Annotated in this window: 20 protein-coding genes; 13 read left to right on the forward strand and 7 right to left on the reverse strand. The window is 67.9% G+C overall.

Going from position 1 to position 22,644, the window contains the following annotated elements; all coding sequences use genetic code 11:
- Positions 1-46 precede the first annotated feature (46 nt).
- From NBY65_RS20085 to gabT, 7 genes are all read left to right on the forward strand, one after another.
- Complete coding sequence (locus tag NBY65_RS20085) at positions 47-1,024, forward strand: ABC transporter permease (protein WP_150042903.1); 978 nt, start codon at positions 47-49, stop codon at positions 1,022-1,024.
- Positions 1,024-1,881, forward strand: coding sequence for an ABC transporter permease (locus tag NBY65_RS20090; protein ID WP_456312951.1), 858 nt, complete (start codon positions 1,024-1,026; stop codon positions 1,879-1,881). Before NBY65_RS20085 ends, NBY65_RS20090 begins: the two co-directional genes overlap by 1 nt.
- A 1-nt stretch (position 1,882) precedes the next feature.
- Positions 1,883-3,541, forward strand: a complete 1,659-nt coding sequence (locus NBY65_RS20095; protein ID WP_150042902.1) for an ABC transporter ATP-binding protein — start codon at positions 1,883-1,885, stop codon at positions 3,539-3,541.
- Between the two features lie 11 nt (positions 3,542-3,552).
- Positions 3,553-4,548 carry a ketopantoate reductase family protein gene (locus NBY65_RS20100; protein ID WP_162530720.1) on the forward strand — a complete coding sequence of 332 codons (996 nt, stop codon included), beginning with the start codon at positions 3,553-3,555 and terminating at the stop codon, positions 4,546-4,548.
- Positions 4,549-4,572: 24 nt separating this feature from the next.
- Entirely contained in the window at positions 4,573-5,811 is a 1,239-nt protein-coding gene (locus NBY65_RS20105; RefSeq protein WP_150042900.1) for a Zn-dependent hydrolase, read from the forward strand.
- A gap of 95 nt (positions 5,812-5,906) precedes the next feature.
- The gene (locus NBY65_RS20110; RefSeq protein ID WP_162530719.1) at positions 5,907-6,953 is read left to right on the forward strand and encodes a histone deacetylase family protein; all 1,047 of its coding nucleotides are present in this window, start codon (positions 5,907-5,909) and stop codon (positions 6,951-6,953) included.
- Between the two features lie 35 nt (positions 6,954-6,988).
- On the forward strand, positions 6,989-8,275 hold the full coding sequence (gene gabT / locus NBY65_RS20115; protein WP_150042899.1) for a 4-aminobutyrate--2-oxoglutarate transaminase: 1,287 nt from the start codon (positions 6,989-6,991) through the stop codon (positions 8,273-8,275).
- Between the two features lie 186 nt (positions 8,276-8,461).
- On the opposite strand, the gene NBY65_RS20120 is transcribed toward gabT, so the two are convergent.
- Positions 8,462-9,247 (reverse strand): SDR family NAD(P)-dependent oxidoreductase, encoded by a 786-nt coding sequence (locus NBY65_RS20120; protein WP_150042898.1) that lies wholly within the window; start codon positions 9,245-9,247, stop codon positions 8,462-8,464.
- A 105-nt stretch (positions 9,248-9,352) separates the two neighbouring features.
- Here NBY65_RS20120 and NBY65_RS20125 point away from each other — a divergent pair, with 105 nt between their 5' ends.
- The 5 genes from NBY65_RS20125 to NBY65_RS20145 all read left to right on the forward strand — a co-directional run bounded on the left by NBY65_RS20125 (position 9,353) and on the right by NBY65_RS20145 (position 15,988).
- Positions 9,353-10,249: a LysR substrate-binding domain-containing protein gene (locus NBY65_RS20125; protein ID WP_150042897.1), complete on the forward strand. Its 897-nt coding sequence runs from the start codon at positions 9,353-9,355 to the stop codon at positions 10,247-10,249.
- Positions 10,250-10,403: 154 nt separating this feature from the next.
- On the forward strand, positions 10,404-12,584 hold the full coding sequence (locus tag NBY65_RS20130; protein WP_150042896.1) for a methyl-accepting chemotaxis protein: 2,181 nt from the start codon (positions 10,404-10,406) through the stop codon (positions 12,582-12,584).
- 222 nt (positions 12,585-12,806) lie between these two features.
- Complete coding sequence (locus NBY65_RS20135; protein ID WP_162530718.1) at positions 12,807-13,481, forward strand: methyltransferase domain-containing protein; 675 nt, start codon at positions 12,807-12,809, stop codon at positions 13,479-13,481.
- A gap of 37 nt (positions 13,482-13,518) precedes the next feature.
- A complete protein-coding gene (locus NBY65_RS20140) occupies positions 13,519-14,895 on the forward strand; it encodes an MBOAT family O-acyltransferase (RefSeq protein WP_150042894.1) in 1,377 nt (458 codons plus the stop codon).
- A complete protein-coding gene (locus tag NBY65_RS20145) occupies positions 14,870-15,988 on the forward strand; it encodes a hypothetical protein (RefSeq protein WP_150042893.1) in 1,119 nt (372 codons plus the stop codon). The genes NBY65_RS20140 and NBY65_RS20145 overlap by 26 nt, the downstream gene beginning before the upstream one ends.
- A 71-nt stretch (positions 15,989-16,059) precedes the next feature.
- On the opposite strand, the gene NBY65_RS20150 is transcribed toward NBY65_RS20145, so the two are convergent.
- The 4 genes from NBY65_RS20150 to NBY65_RS20165 all read right to left on the reverse strand — a co-directional run bounded on the left by NBY65_RS20150 (position 16,060) and on the right by NBY65_RS20165 (position 19,133).
- Positions 16,060-16,962, reverse strand: a complete 903-nt coding sequence (locus tag NBY65_RS20150) for a class I SAM-dependent methyltransferase (RefSeq protein WP_162530717.1) — start codon at positions 16,960-16,962, stop codon at positions 16,060-16,062.
- Between the two features lie 521 nt (positions 16,963-17,483).
- Positions 17,484-18,599, reverse strand: a complete 1,116-nt coding sequence (locus NBY65_RS20155) for an alpha/beta hydrolase (protein WP_150042891.1) — start codon at positions 18,597-18,599, stop codon at positions 17,484-17,486.
- 139 nt (positions 18,600-18,738) lie between these two features.
- Positions 18,739-18,870, reverse strand: coding sequence for a hypothetical protein (locus NBY65_RS20160; protein WP_203330611.1), 132 nt, complete (start codon positions 18,868-18,870; stop codon positions 18,739-18,741).
- Positions 18,871-18,995: 125 nt separating this feature from the next.
- Entirely contained in the window at positions 18,996-19,133 is a 138-nt protein-coding gene (locus NBY65_RS20165) for a hypothetical protein (RefSeq protein WP_203330610.1), read from the reverse strand.
- Positions 19,134-19,363: 230 nt separating this feature from the next.
- On the opposite strand from NBY65_RS20165, the gene NBY65_RS20170 reads away from it, so the two are divergent.
- Positions 19,364-20,218, forward strand: coding sequence for a hypothetical protein (locus NBY65_RS20170; RefSeq protein WP_150042890.1), 855 nt, complete (start codon positions 19,364-19,366; stop codon positions 20,216-20,218).
- A 279-nt stretch (positions 20,219-20,497) separates the two neighbouring features.
- Here the strand turns inward: NBY65_RS20170 and NBY65_RS20175 are convergent, their stop codons facing one another.
- Together NBY65_RS20175 and NBY65_RS20180 are read right to left on the reverse strand one after the other, a co-directional pair.
- Entirely contained in the window at positions 20,498-20,728 is a 231-nt protein-coding gene (locus NBY65_RS20175) for a tautomerase family protein (protein WP_150042889.1), read from the reverse strand.
- Between the two features lie 302 nt (positions 20,729-21,030).
- Complete coding sequence (locus tag NBY65_RS20180) at positions 21,031-22,584, reverse strand: malonate--CoA ligase (RefSeq protein WP_239002931.1); 1,554 nt, start codon at positions 22,582-22,584, stop codon at positions 21,031-21,033.
- Between the last annotated feature and the right edge of the window lie 60 nt (positions 22,585-22,644).

Raw genomic sequence — 22,644 nt, forward strand, 5'->3', positions numbered from 1 at the left:
CGGCGACGTGCCCCGGCCACCCCCGCGCGCAAAGGAGCCGCCCGCCATGCCCGGAACCGTGGCATTCATCTGCCGTCGCCTGCTGAAGGCGGCGTTCGTGCTCGGCGTCGTCGTCGTGCTGAACTTCCTGCTGATCCACGCCGCCCCGGGCGACCCGGCAACGGTGATGGCCGGCGAGGCCGGGGCGGCGGATCCGCTGTTCCTGGAGCAACTGCGCCACCAGTTCGGGCTTGACCAGCCGCTGCTGCAGCAGCTCGGCACCTATGTCGGGCATGTGCTGCAGGGGGATCTCGGCTTTTCCTATCGGCAGCAACGGCCGGTCTGGGATCTGCTGAGCGACCGGCTCGCCGCCACGGTGGCGCTGACCCTGACCGCCTTCCTGCTGGCCCTGGCCGGTGGGATCCTGCTCGGCACGCTGGCGGCGCTGCATGTCGGGCGGCTGGCTGATACCGCCATCACCGTGCTGGCGCTGCTGTTCTACGCCACACCGATCTACTGGATCGGGCTGATGCTGGTGCTGCTGTTCTCGGTGCAGCTGGGCTGGCTGCCGGCCTTCGGCTTCGAGACGGTGGGGGCGGGGCTGGCCGGCATGGCGCGGCTGGCCGACATCACCAGCCACATGGCGCTGCCGGTGCTCACGCTCGGGCTGTTCTACATGGCGGTGTATGCGCGCCTGACCCGCGCCTCCGTGCTGGAGGTCAGCACGCTGGATTTCGTCAAGACGGCACGTGCCAAGGGGCAGAGCGAGGGCAAGATCGTGGTGCGGCACGTGCTGCGCAACGCGCTGCTGCCGGTGATCACCATGGCCGGCATCCAGGCCGGGCAACTGGTCGGCGGCTCGATCCTGGTGGAGACGGTGTTCGCCTGGCCCGGGCTCGGGCGGCTGACCTTCGATGCCGTGCTGCAGCGCGACTATCAGGTGCTGCTGGGCGTGTTCTTCGTCACCTCGGTGCTGGTGATCGTGTTCAACATCCTGACCGACCTGCTCTATTCGCTGGTCGATCCGCGCGTCGAGCTGGCCTGATGTCAATGGATTTCATCCGCGCCTTCGCGCGCAACCGTGGGGCGGTGGTCGGGCTGGCCATCCTGGTCCTGGTGCTGCTGCTGGCCACCTTCGCCGATGTCCTGTTTCCGGGCGATCCCTGGGACATGGCCGGCGCCCCCTTCACCCCGCCCTTCGATCCGGACTCCTGGCTGGGCACCGACACGCTCGGCCGCGACATCGCCTCCGGGATCGCCCATGGCGCGCGGGTGTCGCTGCTGGTGGGCATCACCGCGACGGCCGCCGCGCTGCTGGTCGGCGTGCTGGTCGGCGCGGTCGCCGGCTATTACGGCGGCACGGTGGATTCGGTGCTGATGCACTTCACCGAGCTGTTCCAGACCATCCCGAATTTCGTGCTGGTGGTGGTGACGGTGGCGATCTTCACCCCGAGCCTGGTGTCCATCGTCGGCGCTATCGCGCTGGTGAGCTGGCCGCCGCTGGCACGGCTGGTGCGCGGGGAATTCCTGTCGCTGCGGTCCCGCGAATTCGTGCAGGCGGCGATCACCAGCGGGCAATCCAACACCACCATCATCCTGCGCCAGATCCTGCCCAACAGCCTCTCGCCGATCATCGTGTCCGCGTCGCTGATGGTGGCGACGGCGATCCTGCTGGAAAGCTCGTTGAGCTTCCTCGGCCTCGGCGATCCCAACGCCATGAGCTGGGGCTTCATGATCGGCAGCGCCCGCACCGTGCTGCGCCAGGCGTGGTGGATGAGCTTCTTCCCCGGCATCGCCATCCTGCTGACCGTGCTGGCGCTGAACCTGATCGGCGAAGGACTGAACGACGCCTTCAATCCGCGCCTGCGCCGCACCCCGCGTGTGCAGGATGGGAGGAGCTGAGATGGCCGACCCCGCCGCCGCCGTGCCGTTGCTGGAGATCCGCGGCCTGACCGTGGCGCTGCCCGAGGGCGGCGACCGGGCCTTCGCCGTCGAGGGCGTTTCCTTCGACATCTTCCCGCGCGAGATCCTGTGCGTGGTTGGCGAATCCGGATCCGGCAAGTCGGTGACCGGGCATGCCATCATGGGGCTGCTGCCGAAGCCGGCGCTGCGCGTCGCCGCCGGGGCAATCCTGCTGCACGGACAGAACGTGCTGGCGATGACCGAGGCGGAGCAGCGCGCGCTGCGTGGCCAGCGCATCGGCATGATCTTCCAGGAGCCGATGACCGCGCTCAATCCGTTGATGCGCGTCGGCGCGCAGATCGAGGAAGTGCTGGAAATCCACACGCTCCTCGACCGCGCGCAGCGGCGCGAGCGGGTGCTGGAACTGATCGCCGCGGTCGGCCTGCCCGATCCCGAGGCGATCAGGCGCAGCTATCCGTTCCGGCTGTCCGGCGGGCAGCGCCAGCGGGTGATGATCGCCATGGCACTGGCGCTGGAGCCGGACCTGCTGATCGCCGACGAGCCGACCACCGCCCTTGATGTCACCACGCAGAAGCAGATCCTGGAGCTGATCCGCGACATCCAGCGGACGCGGCGCATGGCGGTGATGTTCATCACCCATGATTTCGGCGTGGTCGCGGAGATCGCCGACCGCGTCGCGGTGATGCAGCACGGGCATCTGGTGGAACTTGGTCGCGCCGAGGAGGTCCTGAACCGGCCGCAGCACCCCTACACGCGCAAGCTGATCGCTTCCCTGCCGGGGCATGGCGCGCCCCGTCCGCCGTTCGAGCGGCAGGGCGAGGCGCTACTGGCCGCCGACGGCATCCGCAAGGCCTATCGCGGCCGCGGCGGGCGGGAACTGGTGGTGGCCGACGACATCAACCTGACCATCCATCCCGGCGAAACCGTCGGGCTGGTGGGTGAATCCGGCTCCGGCAAGTCGACGCTGGCGCGCACCGTGGTCGGGCTGGTGCGGCCCGATGGCGGGCGCATGTGGTTCAAGGGCACCGACCTGCTGGGGCTCGACCGGCGCCGCTTCAAGCCGTTCCGCCGCGACGTGCAGATGGTGTTCCAGGACCCGTACGCCTCGCTCAATCCGCGCCACCGCGTCGGCGACATCATCGCCCAGGGGCCGATCGCCTTCGGCGAGGCGGCGGAGGTGGCGCGCGCCCGTGCCCGCGAGCTGCTGGAACTGGTCGGGCTGCCGGCGGCGGCGGCGGCGCGCTATCCGCACGAATTCTCCGGCGGGCAGCGCCAGCGCATCTCGATCGCTCGCGCACTGGCGGTGCGGCCGGCGCTGCTGATCGCCGATGAGCCGGTCTCGGCGCTGGATGCCTCGGTGCAATCGCAGGTGCTGCGGTTGCTGGACGACATCCGCCGCCGCTTCAACCTCGCCATGCTGTTCATCACCCACGATTTGCGCATCGCCGCGGAAATCTGCGACACCGTCGGCGTCATGCATCGCGGCCGCATCGTCGAATACGGCCCGGCCGCCGAGGTGTTGTCGCGGCCAACCGATCCCTACACGCAATTGCTGCTGGACGCGGTGCCAGGGCGGGACTGGCAGATTCCGCGCGGACTGGATCAGGTGCAGGACGCGGCGTCCGGCACGGCGGGATGAAAGGACGGGCGATGCGCATCGCCATCGTCGGCGCCGGCGCGGTCGGTTGCCTGTTCGCGGCGCGGCTCGCCGCCTGCCACCAGGTGACGCTGATCGCCCGCCGCAGCCTCGTGGTGCGGGCGATCCGCGACCAGGGCATTGAACTGACCTCGCCACAGGGGCAGGTCACGCGGCATGCCGTGGCGGTCACCGACGATCCGCTCTCGGTCGGGCCGCAGGACGCGGTGGTGCTGTGCGTCAAGGCGTACGCACTGCCGGGGGTGCTCGGCACGGTGTCGCAGTTGACCGGGCCGCGCACCGCGATCGTGCCGGTGCTCAACGGCGTGCCCTGGTGGTTCCTGTACGGCCGCCCCAAGCTGGCGGGCGGCGAGCGGCTGGCCGCGTTGGACGTGGATGGCGGGCTTGCTGCGGCGATTCCATTCGCGCAAGTGATCGGCGGTGTTACCTATGTCGCGGTGGAGCGCACCGGCATCGGGCGCATCCATCACGTGCGCGGGGGGGATTGCATGTTCGGCGAGCCGGGGGCGGGCGGGGGCGCGCGGTCCCGCGCTGGCCGGCTCTCGGCCGCGGAGATCGCCCTGGCGTTCCGCGCTGGTGGGCTGGAGGGTGACGCGGTCGAGGATATCCGCGCGCATGTCTGGACCAAGCTGCTCGGCAATGCCGCCTTCAATCCGCTGAGCGTGCTGACGGGGGCGACGCAGGAGGCGATCTGTGCCGACCTGCCGGTCTGCGCGCTGGCGCGGCGGATGATGATGGAGACGCAAGCGGTGGGTGAGCGCCTGGGGATTGCGCCGGTGATGTCGATCGAGGCGCGCATCGAGGCGGCGGCGGCGATCGGGGCGTTCCGCACGTCCATGCTGCAGGACCATCTGGCCGGGCAGCAACTGGAGCTGGCGGCGATGCTAGGGGCGGTGATCGAGCTGGCGGAGCGGCTGGCGGTGGAAGTGCCGACGCTGCGCATGGTGCACGCGTTGGCCGATCTGCGCGGCCGCAGCCACGGCGACTGAACGGGACGAGGAAGGCAGGACGAGATGGCGACGAACGGGAACGCGACGGTGGCGATCGACGGGGCGCGGCTGTGGCAGTCGCTGATGGACATGGCGCGGGTTGGCGCCACGCCGGAAGGCGGCAGCCGGCGCGAGGCGCTGACCGATGCTGATGCCGCCGGGCGCGCGCTGTTCGCCGGCTGGTGTGCGGCGGAAGGCTGCGTGTTGCACACCGATGCGGTAGGCAATCTGTTCGTGCGCCGGCCTGGTGGTGATGCGACGCTGCCGCCGGTGCTGATGGGCAGCCATCTCGACACCCAGCCCAGCGGCGGGCGCTTCGATGGTATCTATGGCGTGTTGGCGGCGCTGGAAGTGGTGCGCGCGCTCAACGCGGCCCGTGTCGCCACGCGCCATCCGATCGAGATCGCGGTGTGGATGAACGAGGAAGGCGCGCGGTTCTCGCCGCCGATGATGGGATCGGGGGTGTTCGCCGGGGTCTTCCCCGAGTGCGCGGTGCTGGATGCAGTGGCGCAGGACGGGGCGCGGCTGGAGGACGAACTGAAGCGGCTGGGCTGGCGCGGCAGCGCGCCGGCGGCGTTGGCGGCGCATCCGGTTGCCGCCTATTTCGAGGCGCATATCGAGCAGGGGCCGGTGCTGGAGGCCCGCGGCCATGAAGTGGGCGTGGTCACCGGCGCGCAGGGACAGCGCTGGTTCGAGGCGGTGGTGACCGGGCGCGAGGCGCATGCCGGGCCAACGCCGATGGAATTGCGTCGGGATGCCCTGGTGGCCGGGGCGAAGCTGGTGTTGGAGGTGGAGCGCATCGGCAAGGCGCATGGCGGCAGTGGGATGGTGGGCATTCTCGACGTGGCGCCGCATTCGCGGAATGTCATTCCGGGCCGTGCTTTCCTGACCATTGACCTGCGGCATGAGCAGGAGGCGGCGCTCGATCGCATGGAGGCGGATTTGCGTGCCGTTTGCGACGGATTGAGCCGGGATGGCATCGCGGTGGCGCTGAAGGATTTCTGGAGTTTTCCGGTGACGCCGTTTGATCCGGTGCTGGTCGGGCGGGTGCGCGCGGCGGCGGCGGCGCGTGGCGTGGTGGCGTCGGATATCGTGTCCGGGGCCGGCCATGATGCCGTTTACATGGCAAGGGTGGTGCCGACGGCGATGGTGTTCATTCCCTGCGAGGGTGGGGTGAGCCATCATCCTGCCGAGAACATCGAGCCGGGGCATGCTGCGATCGGCTGCCAGGTATTGTGTGATGCGGTGCTCGCGACAGCGTAATGGGATCCAAGGGCTTTGCCCTTGGTGGAGGTCCAGGAGGCAAAGCCTCCTGGTGGGGTTCGGGGCAACGCCCCGACGGTGCCGTGGAGGATCTGATGATTCCAGCGTTCCATCACCCTGATGCGGTGTTGCATCGTCCGGCGGCTTTCTTCAAGCGTGGCCAGATGGTGCCGATGCCGGAGTTGCCTGAGCGGGCCGATGCGATTTTGGCGATGCTACGGAAGCGCGGCAATCCGCTGACGGTGGCGCCGGACGCCGGTTCGGCGCCGCGGGCGGCGGTACACACGCCGGAATTGCTGACTTATCTGGAAACGGTGCATGCGCGCTGGACGGCGCGGCCGGATTTCAGCGAGGTGGTGATTCCCAACGTGTTCCAAGGGCCGGGGATGAGCGGCTATCCAACTGATATCATGGGGCAGGCCGGCTATCATTCCTTCGATCTCGCCGCACCGATCGGGGCCGGCACCTGGGCGGCGGTGGCGTCTTCGGCCAATGTCGCGGTGGCTGCGGCAAGGTTGGTGGGACGTGGCGAGGCGCGCAGTGCCTACGCTCTGTGCCGTCCGCCGGGCCATCATGCCGGCCGCGAGCGTGTCGGCGGGTTCTGCTATCTCAACAACGCGGCGATCGCGGCGCAGGAGGTGCTGTCGCTGTTGCCGGCGCAGGGGCGGCGGCCGCGCGTGGCGATCCTGGATGTGGACCTGCACCATGGCAATGGGACGCAGGAGATCTTCTACGATCGCGACGACGTGTTTTTCGCCTCGGTGCATGTCGATCCGGCGGTGTTCTATCCATTCCTGGCCGGCTATGCGCATGAGCGTGGCGTGGGGCGGGGGCTGGGTACCAATCTGAACTTGCCGCTGCCGGTCGGCAGCAGCGAGGACGCGGTGCTGGATGCCATCGCTGCCCTGATCGCGGCGATCCGCGCCTATGGGCCGGAAGTGCTGGTGCTGTCGTTGGGCCTGGATCCGTACGAGGGCGATCCGTACCAGGGCTTCCGCGTCAGCACGCCCGGCTTTGCGCGCATCGGCCGTGCCGTTGCCGCAATGGACCTGCCGACCGTACTGGTGCAGGAAGGTGGCTATGCGGTCGCCGACCTGAAGCAGAACCTGGCGAGTTTCCTCGACGGATTCGAGGCCGCTTGAGAGTTTTCCTTGTCACCTGAGGACGACGCGAGATCATGAATGCCAATCTGAGCCTGCAGACGCGGCGTGAGCGCGCGGTGCCGGCGGGCCTGTCCACCAACCTGCCGATCTATGCGGCACGCGCGCAGAACGCCGAGATCTGGGACGCCGACGGCAAGCGCTACATCGACTTTGCCAGCGGCATCGCCGCGGTGGCGACCGGGCACCGCCATCCGAAGGTGGTGGCGGCGGTGCGTGAACAGCTCGATCATTTCGCGCATGTCTGCATCCAGGTGACGCCCTACGAGCCCTACGTGGCGCTGGCCGAGAAGCTGAACGGGCTGATGCCGGGGCCGGGCGAGAAGCGCACGCTGTTCGTCACCACCGGCGCCGAGGCGGTGGAGAACGCCGTTAAGATCGCGCGCATCGCCACCGGCCGGCCGGGGGTGGTGGCCTTCACCGGCGCCTTCCACGGCCGCACCCTGCTGACCGTGGCACTGACCGGCAAGGTGGCGCCGTACAAGCTGGGCGTGGCCCCGCTGCCCGGCGAGATCTACCATGTGCCGTTCCCCGACGCCTATCACGGCGTTTCGGTGGAACAGTCGCTGCAGGCGCTGGACACGCTGTTCCGCGCCGATATCGACCCGGCACGCGTGGCCGCCATCATCATCGAGCCGGTGCAGGGCGAGGGCGGCTTCAATCCCGCGCCCGCGGACTTCATGCAGGCGCTGCGCAAGGTTTGCGACCGGCACGGCATCCTGTTGATCGTCGATGAGATCCAGACCGGCTTCGGACGCACCGGCAAGCTGTTCGCGGTGGAGCATTCCGGCGTCGCGCCCGACCTGATGACCGTGGCCAAGAGCCTGGGCGGCGGCTTCCCGATCTCCGGCGTGATCGGCCGCGCCGAGGTGATGGACAAGCCGAAGGTGGGGGCGATCGGCGGCACCTATGGCGGCAACCCGATGTCCTGCGCGGCCGGGCTCGCGGTGCTGGACGTCATCGCCGAGGAGAAGCTGGTGGAACGCGCCGGCACGCTCGGCGGAATCATCGGCGGGCGGCTGCGGGCGATGGCACAGCGCAATGAGTTCTCCTGCATCGGCGACGTGCGTGGGCTCGGCGCGATGCTGGCGATGGAACTGGTGAAGGACCGGGTGACACGGGAACCGGCACCGGAGCTGACGAAGAAACTGGTGGCGCGCGCGGCGGAGAAGGGGCTGCTGATCCTCTCCTGCGGCGTGTGGGGCAATGCCATCCGCTTCCTGCCGCCGTTGACGATTCCGGAAGCGCAGCTCATCGAGGGGCTCGATATTCTGGAAGCTTCGCTGGCGGAATTGGTGGCGTAAGGCAAGGGCTCTGCCCTTGACCCGGCAGGGGCCATAAGGCCCCTGCACCCCAGTCTCGCTGCGCGGCAAAGAATGGGATCCAAGGGCGAAGCCCTTGGTGGAGGTCCAGGATGCGAAGCCTCCTGGTGGGGTTTGGGGCGAAGCCCCGACGGCGGATTGCGCTGCGCTGATCCGCCCTACATTTGTTCAGGCGATGGTGGGGACGATACCGCCTTCGGCCCGCACCGCGGCACCGTTGGTGACCGCCGCCAACGGACTGGCCAGATACGTGACGATGGCGCCGATCTCGTCCGCTTCGATCAGGCGACGGATCAGCGACAGCGGCCGCATCTTGCGGAAGAATTCCGCTTCGCGCTCGGCCTCGGGGGCGTCCTTGTTGTCGACGACCGAGCGGATGAATTCGACGATCCCCTCGGAGCGCGTCGGGCCTGGCATCACCGAGTTCACGGTGACGCCAGTGCCGCGCGTCTGTTCGGCAAGACCACGGGCGATGGCAAGCTGCGCGGTCTTGGTCATGCCGTAATGCACCATCTCGGCGGGCGGCAGCAGGCCGCTCTCGCTGGCGATGAAGATGATCCGGCCCCAATCGCGCGCGAGCATGCGCGGGAAATAGTGGCGGGCCAGGCGCGCGCCGCTGACGACGTTGACCTCGAAGAAACGGTGCCAGTCCTCGTCGCTGATCTCCACGAAGGGCTTCGCTTCGTAGATGCCGAGGTTGTTGACCAGGATGTCAACCTCCGGCACCGCCGCGACCAGCGCGGCCGCGCCGGCGGCGGTGGCCGGGTCGGCGAGGACCGGGCGCACCTGGCCGACGGCCGCAATCTCGGCGGCAGCGGCATCCAGCTTCTCCTGGCTGCGGCCGGTGATGACGACATCCACGCCTTCCGCCGCCAGCCGCCGGGCGATGGCAAGGCCGATGCCCGCCGTCGATCCCGTCACCAGGGCGGTCTTGCCGTGCAGTTGCAGATCCATGGGGCGGCTCCTTGCAAATCTCCGGCAAGGAGATATGCGGCAGCCTGATTGGTGATTAGCATGCGCGGCTGCATTTCAGAAGTGATTCCGAGTCACGAATTGCGCATGGACAACCGCCTCGGCGACATCGAGATCTTCCTGACCGCCGCACGGGCCGGCAGCTTCGCCGCCGCGGCGAAGCTGTTGCGGCTGACCTCCTCGGCCGTCAGCCGCGGCATCGCCCGGCTGGAACAGCGGCTCGGGGTCGTGCTGCTGCGCCGGACCACCCGTTCGCTGGCGCTGACGCCGGAGGGCGAGCGGTATCGCGACCGCATGTCCGGATTGCTGGCGGAGATCGAGGCGGCCGAGCGCGGCCTGGGCCATGAGCGGGAAGGCCCGAGCGGGCTACTGCGCATCAACGCCTCGGTGCCATTCGGGACGCAGTGCCTGCTGCCAATTCTGCCGCGCTTCATCGCACGCTGCCCGAAGGTCACGCTCGATCTGGCGTTGTCGGACGAGGTGGTCGACCTGGTCGAGGCACGCGCAGACATCGCGATTCGCATCGGTAAGCTGCGGGAAACCAGGCTGCACGCGAAGAAGCTCGGGCACAGCCGGATGGTGGTGGTGGCGAGCCCGGCCTATCTGGCGGCACGGGGCACGCCGCGGACGCCGATGGACCTGGACGGGCACAGTTGCCTGCAGTTCAGCTTTCGCCGCTCGGTGGATGGCTGGCCGTTCCAGATCGCCCGCCGCACGATGCATCGTCCCGTCGAAGGCAACTTCCTGGGCAATTCGGGCGAGGTGGTGCGGATGATGGCGGTCGCCGGCGGGGGCATCGCCCGGCTTGGCCATTTCCATGTGGCGGCGGATTTGCGCGCGGGGCGGTTGGTGGAGATCCTGGCGCCCTATCATCCGGGCGACGGCGAGGACATCCATGCCGTGTATTCCGCGCAGGATCGCCTCGCCCTGCGCGTGCGCAGCTTCCTCGATTTCCTGCAGGATGAACTGGTGCTGCCCGGCTGATGCAGGCGGTGCCGCTTTATGTGGCGAGTCGCAATCAAGAAAAAAGATATGCACTTCAGTGCAGACAATCTGCAGTCCTGTCTATAATATCAACTGAAAGTTGATTAACTATGTTATGTGCCGGTAGTTAACTTTCACTGACAGGTTGGCGGGCATGCTGCTTTCAAGTATCCAGCGCAAGATCGCGGTTTTCTCGGCGGCGGCCGTTCTCGCGACGACCGCGGCCTTGCTCGGCTACGGGACGTGGTCCGCCTACAGCACCCGCGACTACGTGGCCGAGCGCGTGAACCGCCTGCTCGACGCGACCACCCGGGACCGGCTGGCCGGCTTCGCCGCGACCCAGGCCGGGATCATCCGGTCCGAACTGGACACCGCCTTCGACGCGGCCCGGGACATGGCGCGCAGCTTCGAGGCGCTGGCGCAGGTGCCGGAGCAGGGCGGCACCCGGCCGGATTTGCGACGCACGCAGTTCAACGCCATGCTGCTCAACGTGCTCAAGGGCAACCCGCGCTTCAACGGCACCTACAGCGCCTGGGAACCCAACGCCCTCGACGGCAACGACGCCGGCTTCCGCAATCGGCACGATGTCGGCTCCGATGCCACCGGACGCTTCCTGCCGTACTGGACCCGCGATGCCGGCGGGCGCGTCGCGATCCAGCCCCTGGTCGAATACGACAGCCGCGACCTGCATCCGAACGGCGTGATGAAGGGTGGCTGGTATATCGGGCCGATGGAGGGGAACGGGGAAAGCATCCTCGGCCCGCTGCCCTATGTGGTGCAGGGCAAGAGCGTCTATCTCGCCACGATGTCGGTGCCGATCATGGTGGACGGCCGGTTCCGCGGCGTCGCCGGGGCGGATTTCGACCTTGCCTTCGTGCAGAAGCTTGCCGAGGAGGTCAGCAGCAAGCTCTACGACGGCAAGGCGTCCGTCTCCATCGTCACCGACAAGGGGCTGGTGGTCGCCGCGAGCGCGCATCCCGCCGCCGTCGGCGGCTCTTTCCGGTCGTATACCTCCACCTGGCAGGAAGACCTCGACACCATCCGCGGCAGCCGCCAGAGCGTAGCGCTGGATCCGGGCAGCGACAGTTTCCGGGCGCTGTCGCCGATCACCCTGGGACGCGCGAAGACGCCATGGGCGGTGCTGATCACCGTGCCGCGTCAGGTGGTGATGGCCGAGGCCGCCGCGCTGGAGGCGAAGCTGAGCGCGCGCAGCGCCAGCGACATCGCCATGCAGCTGACCGTGTCGCTGCTGCTGGTGGCGGCGGCGGTCGGGGGCATGTGGCTGGTTGCCGGTGGCATCGCCCGCCCCATCCAGGCCAGTGCGCGCTTCGCCGAAGGCATCGCCGCCGGGCGGCTGGATGAGCGGCTGGAGGTCACGCAGAACGACGAAACCCGCACGCTGGCGGTGGCGCTGTGCAAGACCGCGTCCGACCTGAAGCAGGCGCAGCAGGACCGCATCGCCGCCCAGGCCAGGACCGAGGCCGAGCGCAAGACCGCGCTGGCGGCCCTGGCCAACGAGTTGGAGGCCAAGGTGCGTGGCGTGGTCGAAGGGCTCGCGGCCGCCGCGGACCGGATGGGGGGCGCCGCCGAGAGCATGACCACGGTGGCCGAGCGGACCCACGGGCAGGCGGCCAGCGGCTCGGCCGCGTCGGCCGAGGCCAACACCGCTGTCCAGACCATCGCTTCGGCGGCCGAGGAATTGTCCGCCTCGATCGGCGAGATTTCCAAGCAGGTGGGAACCTCGACCCGGATCGCGACGGAAGCGGTGCAGTCTGCCGGGCAGGCGAATGCCCAGGTGCAGGGCCTGACCACGGCAGCCCAGGAGATCGGCGCCATCGTCGAGCTGATCTCCTCGATCGCCGGCCAGACCAACCTGCTCGCGCTCAACGCCACCATCGAGGCCGCCCGGGCCGGCGAGGCGGGGCGCGGCTTCGCCGTGGTGGCGGCCGAGGTCAAGAACCTCGCGGGGCAGACCGCCAAGGCCACCACCGAGATCGCGGCGAAGGTCGCGGACATCCAGCGCGTGACCGCGGAAACCGCGTCGGGCATCCGTGCCATCGGCGAGGTCATTACCCAGTCCAGGGAGATCACGACCGGCATTGCCACGGCCATCGAGGAGCAGAGCGCCACGACCACGGAGATCGCGCGCAATGTCCAGCAGACCGCGGCCGCGGCACGCGACGTTTCCAGGATCGTCGCCGGCGTGGGGGAGGCGGCCGACGATTCGCGCAAGACCGCGGGCCACGTGCGGACCCTGTCCGATGAGATCGCGGCCCAGACCACGCAACTGCGGCAGGCGGTGAACGGCTTCCTTTCCGGCATTCGTGCGGCATGATTCCGGACTGATTGATGTGCCTGCAGGCCGGATATCCCTTCGATTGCAACGGGACGGCCTGACCTTGCCGGGCGCAGGGTGAAGCCCCTGCGCCCGCATTTGTCCGGCGGCGCCGGGCCGTGGCCGCCGTTTCGCCCCGGCATTCATACCGTTTGTTGATGTGCCGGAATGCCGGGTCGCGTGTATCGCGGCAAGGCTGGCTCAGCGGAACGGGAAGACGTCATGGATGTCGATGCCGATGGCGATTTCACGCGGCAGGTCAATGCCCTGCGTTGGTTCCACCAGATCGATTTCGGCAACGGCGTGCTCAGTCCGGGCGTGATCAAGGCCCCGAAGATCCGCCGCATGGCGAAGCTGATCTTCGACCGGCCGCTCGCGGGCAGGTCGGTGCTGGACATCGGCTGCTGGGACGGCGCCTACAGCATCGAGGCGGTCCGGCGGGGGGCCGCGCGCGTGCTGGCGACCGACCATTATGTCTGGCACGAGGGCTGGGGCGACCGACGCGCTTTGGACCTGGCGCGCAGCCGGCTCGCGCCACAGATCGAGGTGCTGGACGCGCCGGTCGAGGCATTGACCGAGGAGCGGGTGGGCCGGTTCGATATCGTGCTGTTTTGTGGCCTGTTCTATCACCTGCGCCATCCCTTCGCCGCGCTGGAACAGGTGGCGACACTGGCGAAAGAGGTGCTGGTGGTGGAAAGCCGCATCGTCGCGCCGTTCAGCCGGCGGCCGTTCATGCGGTTCTACCCGGGCGCGGAACTCGACGGCGATCCGACCAACTGGTGGGCCCCCAACCGCGCCTGCATGGAGGCGCTGCTGCGCGATCTGGGGTTCCGGCACATCCGCTTCCGCCGGCCGGACTGGCGCTGGCGGCGCGGGATGTTCCACGCCGAGCGCTGAGCGGCGGCGTCCGATCCTTCCGCCGGGACGGGACAGAGTGCTTTTCCATTCGCAGATCTTCATCCTCGGCTTCCTGCCGCCGGTGCTGGCGCTGTACTACGCGCTGGCCGGCTGGCAGCGGGCGCGCGAGGGGCTGCTGATCGCGGCGTCGCTGGCCTTCTATGCCTGGTGGGACCTGCGCTTCCTGCCCTTGCTGGCGGGACTTGCCGTGGCCACCTGGGGCATCGGCCGGCTGTATCTGCGCTATCCCTGGGTGGCGCTGCCGCTGCTCGGCATGGCGCTCAATCTCGGCGCGCTGGGCTGGTTCAAATATGCCGATTTCATCGGCAGCAACATCACATGGCTCGTGGGGGCGGGCTGGACGCCGCTCGCGCTCACGCTGCCGCTTGGCATCAGCTTCTTCGTCTTCCAGAAGATCTCCTACCTGATCGACCTGCGACGAGGGGACCGGCACGTCTACGGCTTCGTCGATTTCTGCCTGTTCGTCAGTTTCTTCCCGCAGTTGATCGCGGGCCCGCTGGTGCGGCACAACGAGATCATTCCCCAGCTTCGCGCCGATCCGCGGCGGCCGGGGATGTGGGAGCGGCTGTCGCGCGGGCTGGTGCTGTTCCTGATCGGCATGGCCAAGAAGCTGTGGATCGCCGACACGCTGGCGCCGGGGGTGGACCAGGTCTTCGCCGGCGCGGCCAGTGCGGTGCCGAACGCGGCGCAGGCCTGGGCGGGGGCGTGGGGCTACGCGCTGCAGATCTACTTCGACTTCTCCGGCTATTCCGACATGGCGATCGGGCTTGCGCTGATGTTCGGCCTGGTGCTGCCGCAGAATTTCGACGCGCCGTACCGGGCGGGCTCGATCCGCGACTTCTGGCGGCGCTGGCACATGACGCTGTCTCGCTTCCTGCGCGACTACCTCTACGTGCCGCTAGGCGGTAACCGGCGGGGGGCGGCGCGGCAGGCAGCCAATCTCGTGGTCACCATGCTGCTGGGCGGGTTGTGGCATGGCGCCAACTGGACCTTCGTCGCCTGGGGCGGGCTGCACGGGATGGCGCTGGCGCTGCATGGGGCATGGCGCCGGACGGGGCTGCGCCTGCCATGGGGCCTGGGATGGGGGCTGACGCTGGCCTTCGTGGTGGTGGCCTTGGTGCCGTTCCGCGCGCCCGACTTCGCCACCGCCTGGCACATGGTGCAGGGGCTGGCGGGCGGCGGTGGAGCCGGGGCGGTGAAATTCCCGGATGGCTGGATGCTGGCGGCAGGGGCGGCGATGGCGTTGCTCGGGCCGACCAGCGGGCAGGTGGCGCTCGGGCGGTGGCTGCGGCCTTCGCCCTGGCTCGCGGTTCCGGTCGGGATCGCGGCGGTGGCATTGCTGCTGTTGGCCGGGGGACGTTTGCAGAATGCCTTCATCTACTTCCAGTTCTGAGCGGGCGTGGCGTCGCTTCTGGCGCACGCTGTTGGCTACCGCCGGCGGTGCGGCCGCGCTGGCCTGGCTGTTCATCATGGGCGTCGATCCCTATGGCAACCTGCCGCTGTCGCTGCCCTGGTTCGACCGTGGCCCGGTGGACGGCAATGCCCGCTACGCTTTCCCCGCGCTCGCCCGGGATCCCCGCTTCGACAGTGCGCTGTTCGGCACTTCCACCAGTCGCCTGCTGCGGCCGGCGGCGCTGAACCCCGTCTTCGGCGCGCGCTTCGCCAATCTCTCGATGAACAGCGCCACTTCCTACGAACAGGCGCGGCTGCTGGCGCTGTTCCTGCGACACCATCCCCGGCCACGCGTGATCGCGATCGGACTGGACCGGGAATGGTGCGTGACCCCGCCGGTGGATGCCAGATACACGTTCCGGCGTTTCCCCGAGTGGCTCTATGACGAATCCTGGCCGGGGCGCTGGGGCGATTACCAGCACATGTTCGACATGTACACGTTGGAGAAGGCCGGGCAGGCCTTTGCGCAATGGACCGGCCTGGCGCCGCGTGTCTATGGTCGCGACGGCTACACCCGGTTCGTGCCACCCGACGCGCAGTACGACCGGGCGCGCGCGGCGGTCCGGCTGCGGGAGGCGCTGCCATGGGACATGCCGAAGGACGATGCCGCCGCGCCGGCGTCCTGGGCGCTGCCGGGGGTGGACCGGCTGCGCGCGGCGCTTGCCGCGGTGCCGGAGCGGACGCTCAAGCTGCTGTTCTTCGTACCCTACAACCACCGCCTCATCGCGCAGGCGCCCGGGCCGGCCCTGGCGCTGCAGACCGAGTGCAAGCGCCGCGTCGCGGCACTCGGGCGCAGCCTGCCCAACCTTGCCGTGGTGGACTTCATGATCCCGGGCCCGATCACGCTGGATGACGACAATTACTGGGACCCGCACCATTACCGGAACGGCATCGCCGAGCGGATCGTCGCCGATCTCGCCGGGGCATTGCGCGGCGAGGCGACGCCGGACGCCGCGATCCTGGTGCTGCCGCGATCGGAAGACCCGGCCTTACCGCGGCACGGGCCGGATGGCGGAAACGCCAGTTCCCCCTGACACCAGGGCGGCATCGATGCAACCCGGGTCAGGACCAACATGATTTGCGCACAGGGATGTGCGTCCCGCGGTCATTGCCGCTTGCGCGCAATGAAGCGCACCTCCCGCGTCAGGAGGTCTTCCCGTGTGTAGCCTTTGGCCGCCAGTTCAATCTCGATATCCTTCAGGAGGTGCCGCTCTCCTTCCAGGACGACAGCCTCGTCCACGACACAAAGGGCCGCGTCGAAGGCAGCCCTGTATTCAGGCAGCTTCATCCGGTTGAGATACACACCCGGCGGATGCCTGTTCTCCCGCAGGTGGTCCCAGGGAGCAACGTTCTGAGGAGGGCTTCGGTCCGGATCGGCCCATGCCAGGCAATGCCCTCCGGAGAGACTCGAAAACAGGTGGGCGTTGATGATTGCTATGCCGCCTGGCTTGAGGACACGGTTCACCTCCCGCAAGGCGGCGGGAACGTCGTTGATGTGTTCGAGGACGGCTTTCGAGCTGACGAGGTCGAAGGTGGCATCGTCGAATGCCATTGCGGTGGCGTCCATGACACGTACATCGATGCCGTCGTAGGAAGCGGGCTTTCCATATTTTTCGAAGAGGTCGCGGGTGTAGGCGCCATCGAACAGGATGTGGCGGGCGAGCGACTTGAACGCACGCTCTGGCCCGTGACTGGCCAGCGCGCGAAGGAAGGTGCGCGGCCCGAAGCTGAAAGTGGCAATTTCCGCGTCGATGCCGCTGACCGTGGCCCCATCGGCGTGGAAGAGGGCCGTCTGAACGGCCTTCTGCCCGCAGCCGAGATCGAGGATGCGGGCAGATGATACATTGACCCCAACGTAACGATTCAGATGGCCGATGAGCTCCAGGTGATAGGAAATATCGTTACCCACGTGCCCGGTCGCGGCCCGGCGGTGGTGCTTGTAAGTCTCGATCCAGGATTTTGCCTTCTGATGCAGAGGGATCGGCTGACCCGCCATGACTGCTTTCACGTGATATCCTTTCCAGTGGCGAACACACCCTGCTCGGCCGGGCCGGCTGACCGCGCGCATGAAGGACAGCAGGAGGGGACGGCTTCATTCCGATCCGCTCCGCAATGGCCCTGGTCATCGCGGAGCAGCCTCTTCCCACGCGGTGCCTGCCCTCTTTGCCAGTGCGCTTCGGATCGTTCGCCTTTTCTGCGCGAAACATTTTGGATGGATTGGGAAACGTCAACGTAACCCTAGCGAATCGTACCTGGGCGTTTTGGGGAAGGCCTAAATCCGCTACCGCCGGGCTTTGTCCCTGTTACGTTTCGTAATGCACAAAGATGTGACCTGGGGTGTGCGCCGGCAAAAGCGTCCGATGGCGGCAGGGATATCAGCGACGGGCCTGATCCGGCGGCAAGACGCGGGATCGGCGTCAAGCGCCTTGATGCAGGCGTGGATACCGCTTGCCGGGTGTTGGACGCGCCGGTGGACACCACGCCTGATTGGCAAGGCGAAGAAGCAAGGTGCCCCTTTCAATCAGGGCGCTAGCGGGCGAGGTGGGCGTCGAGGAACCGTGCCACCTCGGCATGGTATTCGATGGTCTCCGGCGCGGACGGATCGGCGTAGTACTGCGCGTGGGACTGGCCTTCGAAGACATGCAGGTCCGCCTCCACGCCGGCCTGGCGCAGCTTGCGGTGGACGCGCACGGTGTTGGAGAGGAACAGGTCGCGCGTGCCCGAGGTCAGGATGGCGGGCGGGAAGCCGGTGAAGTCGCCATAGACCGGCGACAGGTACGGATCGCGCAGGTCATGGCCGTTGGCATAGAGCGCGGCGGCATGGCCGAGCCAGCCCTTCCAGGACACCAGCAGGTTATCGGCGAATTCGTTGACGAAATAACTGTCGCCGGTCTCGGTCAGGTCCGACCAGGGCGTGCCGGGGGCGATGGCGGCGGGCAGCGGTAATCCCTCGGCCTTCGCCCGCAGCACCAGGGCGAGCGTCAGGCCACCGCCGGTGGAGGTGCCGAACACGCCGATGCGCCGGGCCGACGTGGTCTTCAGCAGGTCCCGGTAGACCGCGACGGAATCGTCCAGCGCCGCCGGATAGGGTGCTTCGGGCGGCATGCGGTAATCCACCGACACCACCTTGAACCCGCCATGCGCCGCCAGCAGCACCGCCTCGCGCGTGCCCGCCTCGCCGGGGCCGAACACGTAGCCGCCGCCATGCAGGTGCAGCAGCACCCGGTCGCGGTTGACGGCAGGCAGCACGCGCGGCTGCACGACGAACGCCTTCACCCCGGCGATGGTCACCGGCTCCGAGGTGACGCCCAACTGCTCGCGCAGGCCCGGCAAGGCGGCGAGGGTAGGGGCGGCATTGCGCACCACCAGATCCTGCCATTCGGCCACCGTCCTCGGGGCGGCGTTCCAGCCCGGCGGGTACGGCGCGGCGATCACCGCCTGCTGCCCGGGGCTGACCCCGGCCTGCGGCACCGGGATGCTGCGGGCGGGCAACTGGCGGGGGCCCGGCCGGCTGTTCGCCCCGCTCTGGATGAGGGCGAACTCGTTCCAGCCGCTTGCGGCTTCCTGCGCCGCCAGCGGGGCGGCGAGGGCGGTGGCGAGCATCAGGGACAAGGCGATGGCACGGGCGCGCACGGCATCAGGCATGTTCGTTCCCTTTCGCGGCATCGGGCGGCAGGGGCCCGGGACGGGGAACCTACAGTGAGTTGTGTGGAATTTGAATCAAAACCGCAAAAATTACAAGTGACCGCCGTTGTTGGGCGGCCTCGGCGGAACGGCGTCGAGGTCACGCCGTTGATCCCGAGAGGGGGCCGGAGGCCAGCGGGCTCCAGGGCACGATGCTGAGCCCATAGGCCCGCGCCACCCCGAACTGGCCGCCTTCGGCGGTGCGGGCCAGCAACGAGTATTCCACCTGCAAGGCGCAGGGCGCTTCCCAGCCGCGCCAGCGTCACCGCCTCGGCCACCTGCCAGGCCGGCACCGACAAGATCGTTCGGCATCGATAACGTCTTCTCGGGCGGCGTGTGCGGATCCCATTGGTGCTGTCAGCAGAAATCGACGTAATCGGTGCGGAGGCGGCGGAGGGAATTGTCCAACTGGGCATGGATCGCCTTGCGTCCGGCCCCACCGCCGTTCGGATCGCCGGGATGCAGCGTGCCGCCGAAGCCGGTGGCGAGCATCATGCGTTCGTACCGGCTGGGGTTGCACCATTTCAAGGCGATCGCGGCGCTGCGGCTGCAGTCGGCGGCGTGAGGGCGGGCGGGGGCGCCCCGCCTGTCGCGCCGGTCATGTCGCGGCTTTGTCTGGACAGATCGTGTGAAGTATCTCCAGAAGTAACTGCAGGATAATCTGTGGATTCGCATAGTGCAGATTATCGGATGCGTTGATAATCCTTGTTCCTGGAGATATCCGCATGGGAAATACCGCCTCGGCCTCCGTGTTGGAGACGGACAGGCACCGGCCGGCCTCGCGGCTTGCGGTGGCGGTCAGGGACGGCGCCTGGTTCGACCCGCGCACCTGGGCGGGCCGGCAGGTGCCGCGCGGCGGCGCCGACCTGAACGTGGCCATCGCGCCGGGCGTGGACGTGACCTTCGCCGGTGGCCATCGCGCGCCGTTCACCGTCGGCAATCTCAGCCTGCGGTCCGGCACCACGGACGGCGCGACCCTGAGCGTGGCGTCGGGCACGCTCGATGTTCGCAAGACCCTCGACGGTGGGGGCAACGCCAATTCCGCCGTCAGGGTCGGGACGGGGGCGGGGGCATCCGGCCGGGCGGTGCTGGATGTCACCCATGTCACCCGCGCCAATGTCGAGATCGCCGGCACCGCGCCGGGCGCCACCACCCCGCGTGGCAGCAGCGGCACCGTGGAGGTCCGCGGTGATCCCGGCACGTCCTGGTTCAGGCTGGACGGCGGCGGCGCCGGCGGCACCGTCACGAAGCTGGTCCTCGACGCGCCGCCGCCGATGCGTTTCCAGGGCGGGATCGCCGTCAGCCTGCCCGCAGCCCCGGACGCCAGCCATCCCGGCACGACGCAGAACCGAATCGAGCTCAAGGGCGTTCATTTCGATCGGGTCACCTTCGTTCCCGACGAAATCCAGCCCTTGATCTACGGAACCCACTTCGGTGCGCTGCAGCTCTTCGACGGCGCACGGCTGGCCTACACGCTGCAGCATGTGCAGCAGGGCTTTCTCGAGGTGCCGGGCGCCCATTTCTTCACCGGCACGAACCCCGCCACCGGCAATGACTACGTCGGCTACGCGCAGACCTGACGCATCGACCCCCGTGCGCCCATGGCGGCAACGGGGGTCTTGTGTGAAGGGTTGCTTCACGCCCTGGGGTGCATGTCCCGGGCCAGACTTGGACTTTGATGGATCATTGCCGCTGCCAAGGCGAGCGACAACCACAAGTATTCAGGTGGAGTTACTTCGTCGATTGCGACCTCCTCCTTTTGTTATGGGGGAATGTTGAAACCGGAGGGCGTGGATGTCAAGGATATTTCGTACTCGATTTCTGAAACATTTACCGAATGACACCAGACCCGCCGCGTGTCAGGGCGGGCTGTAGCCGGGCTTCTTGTAGAGCGTGTCCGGGCGTTCGAGGATGTCGGGCCGGTAGACCTGCTCGCCCCAGTCTTCCGGGGCGAATTCCTCGATGCTGACCGAAACGGCGGCCTCGCCGCAGCCGGCGCTGGCGACGATGGCCTTGGTTACTTCCTCGGCGATCCTGGCCTTCTGCTGGTCCGACCGGCCCGCGTAGAGTTTGACGATGACGTGAGGCACGACCCTCTCCCCATGGTTTCACCTGGCGGGCATCACCATCGGTCAGGGGGCGGGGCTTTTCAACGGCGACATCAACGGCTCGCCGCGACGCGTGTTCTATGGCAGCAAGCCAGAATCTTGAGGAAGGAAGGCCAGGGCTTTGCCCTGGACCCAGCAGGGGTCAGGGGACCCCTGCACCCTATCAGCGCTGCGCGGCACGGAATGGGTTCCAAGGGCGAAGCCCTTGGTGGAGGTCCAGGAGGCAAAGCCTCCTGGTCGGGTTTGGGGCGAAGCCCCAACGTGATGCGGACGGGTTTCCTTCGTCACGTCCGTGTTCGGACCTCGTAGAGATCCCGATGGGTGTCCCGCAGCACGTTCTTCTGGATCTTGCCCAAAGCGTTGCGGGGAAACTCGTCGACGAACAGGATGCGCTTCGGCTGCTTGTAGTTGGCAAGGCGTTTGCCGAGTTGTGACAACAGGTCCGCTTCGACCGGATGCGCGCCAGGGAGCGGAATGACGAACGCGGTCACGCCCTCGCCAAAATCGGGATGGGGCAGGCCGACCACGGTGGCCTCGCGGATTCCCGGCAATTGGTCCAGTTCGCTTTCGACTTCCTTGGGATAGACATTGTAGCCGCCTGAGATGATCAGGTCCTTGGCCCGGCCGACGATATGGAGATAGCCGTCCTCGTCGATCCGGCCGAGGTCGCCGGTCCGGAAGAAGCCGTCCTCGCGGATGTCCTCCGCGGTCTTTTCGGGATTGCGCCAGTACCCAACGAAGCGGCCGGGACCGGCCACCTCGATCATCCCGACCGCTTCGCCGCCACTGAGGACCGCACCGCTCGCGGGATCGGAAAGCCGCACGCTCACGCCGGGAAGGGGAAAGCCCACGGCGCCCGGGCGCCGTTCGCCGTCATGCGGGTTCGAAGTGATGACGACGGTTTCGGTCATTGCGTATCGTTCCAGGATGCGATGACCCGTGCGCGCCTCGAACTCCCGGTGTGTTTCGGGTCGGAGCGGTGCCGAACCGGACACGAACAGCCGGATGGAGGACGTGGCATCCCTGGTGAGCGCGGGGCTGGCGAGCAGCCGCGTGTAATGGGTGGGAACACCCATGAAGACGGTCGCGCGTTTCATTTCGGCAATGACATGGGCCGGGTCGGAATGGTCGGGGAAAATCATGCCGGCCCCGGCGGCAAGCACGGTATTCCCGGCAATGAACAGGCCATGGGTATGGAATATCGGCAGGACGTGCAGGACCTTGTCGTCGCCGGTGAAGCGCCAGGCCTCCACCAGCGCGGCGGCGTTGGAGGCGAGGTTGCGATGCGTGAGCATCGCTCCCTTGGACCGGCCTGTCGTGCCCGAGGTGTAGAGCAGGGCGGCCAGCGTATCGGGCTGGCCGTCGAACAGGCAGGCGGGATCGCCCTTGAGGTCCCGTGCAAAATCAAACAGCGATCCGTCCGCTGCGATACCGAGCGTTTCGAGACGCTCCACCCCCGCCGCTTTGCAGAGCGGTTCCGATTCTGCCTTTTGCTCCGGCCTGCACACGAAGAGGCCCGGCTCCGCATCCCTGAGGAAATAGTCGAGTTCAGCCAGGGTATAGGCGGTGTTGAGCGGCACGAAGACATAGCCGCCTCTCAGGCAGGCGAGATAGAGCAGGAACGCCTCGGGCGATTTCCTGACCTGCACGGCCACCCGATCTCCCGGGACGAGCCCCATCTGTCGCAACGCGGTCGCGAGGCGCAGCGTCGTTTCCTCGGCCTGTGCATAGGTCACGCTGCGGGCGCCGGGGGCGTCGATCAGCAGGCGCGCCGGGGCAGTGGACGCAATGTCGGTGAGCCAGTTCGAAGGAGTGGCGGTACTGCCGGCTGCGGTCACTGTGCTGTTCCTCGTCCACGCGTCCTGCAAAAGAGCCAAAGGGCGGTCCCGGAGGCAGGG

Origin of the sequence: Rhodovastum atsumiense (genome assembly GCF_937425535.1) — a bacterium.
Lineage (GTDB): Bacteria > Pseudomonadota > Alphaproteobacteria > Acetobacterales > Acetobacteraceae > Rhodovastum > Rhodovastum atsumiense.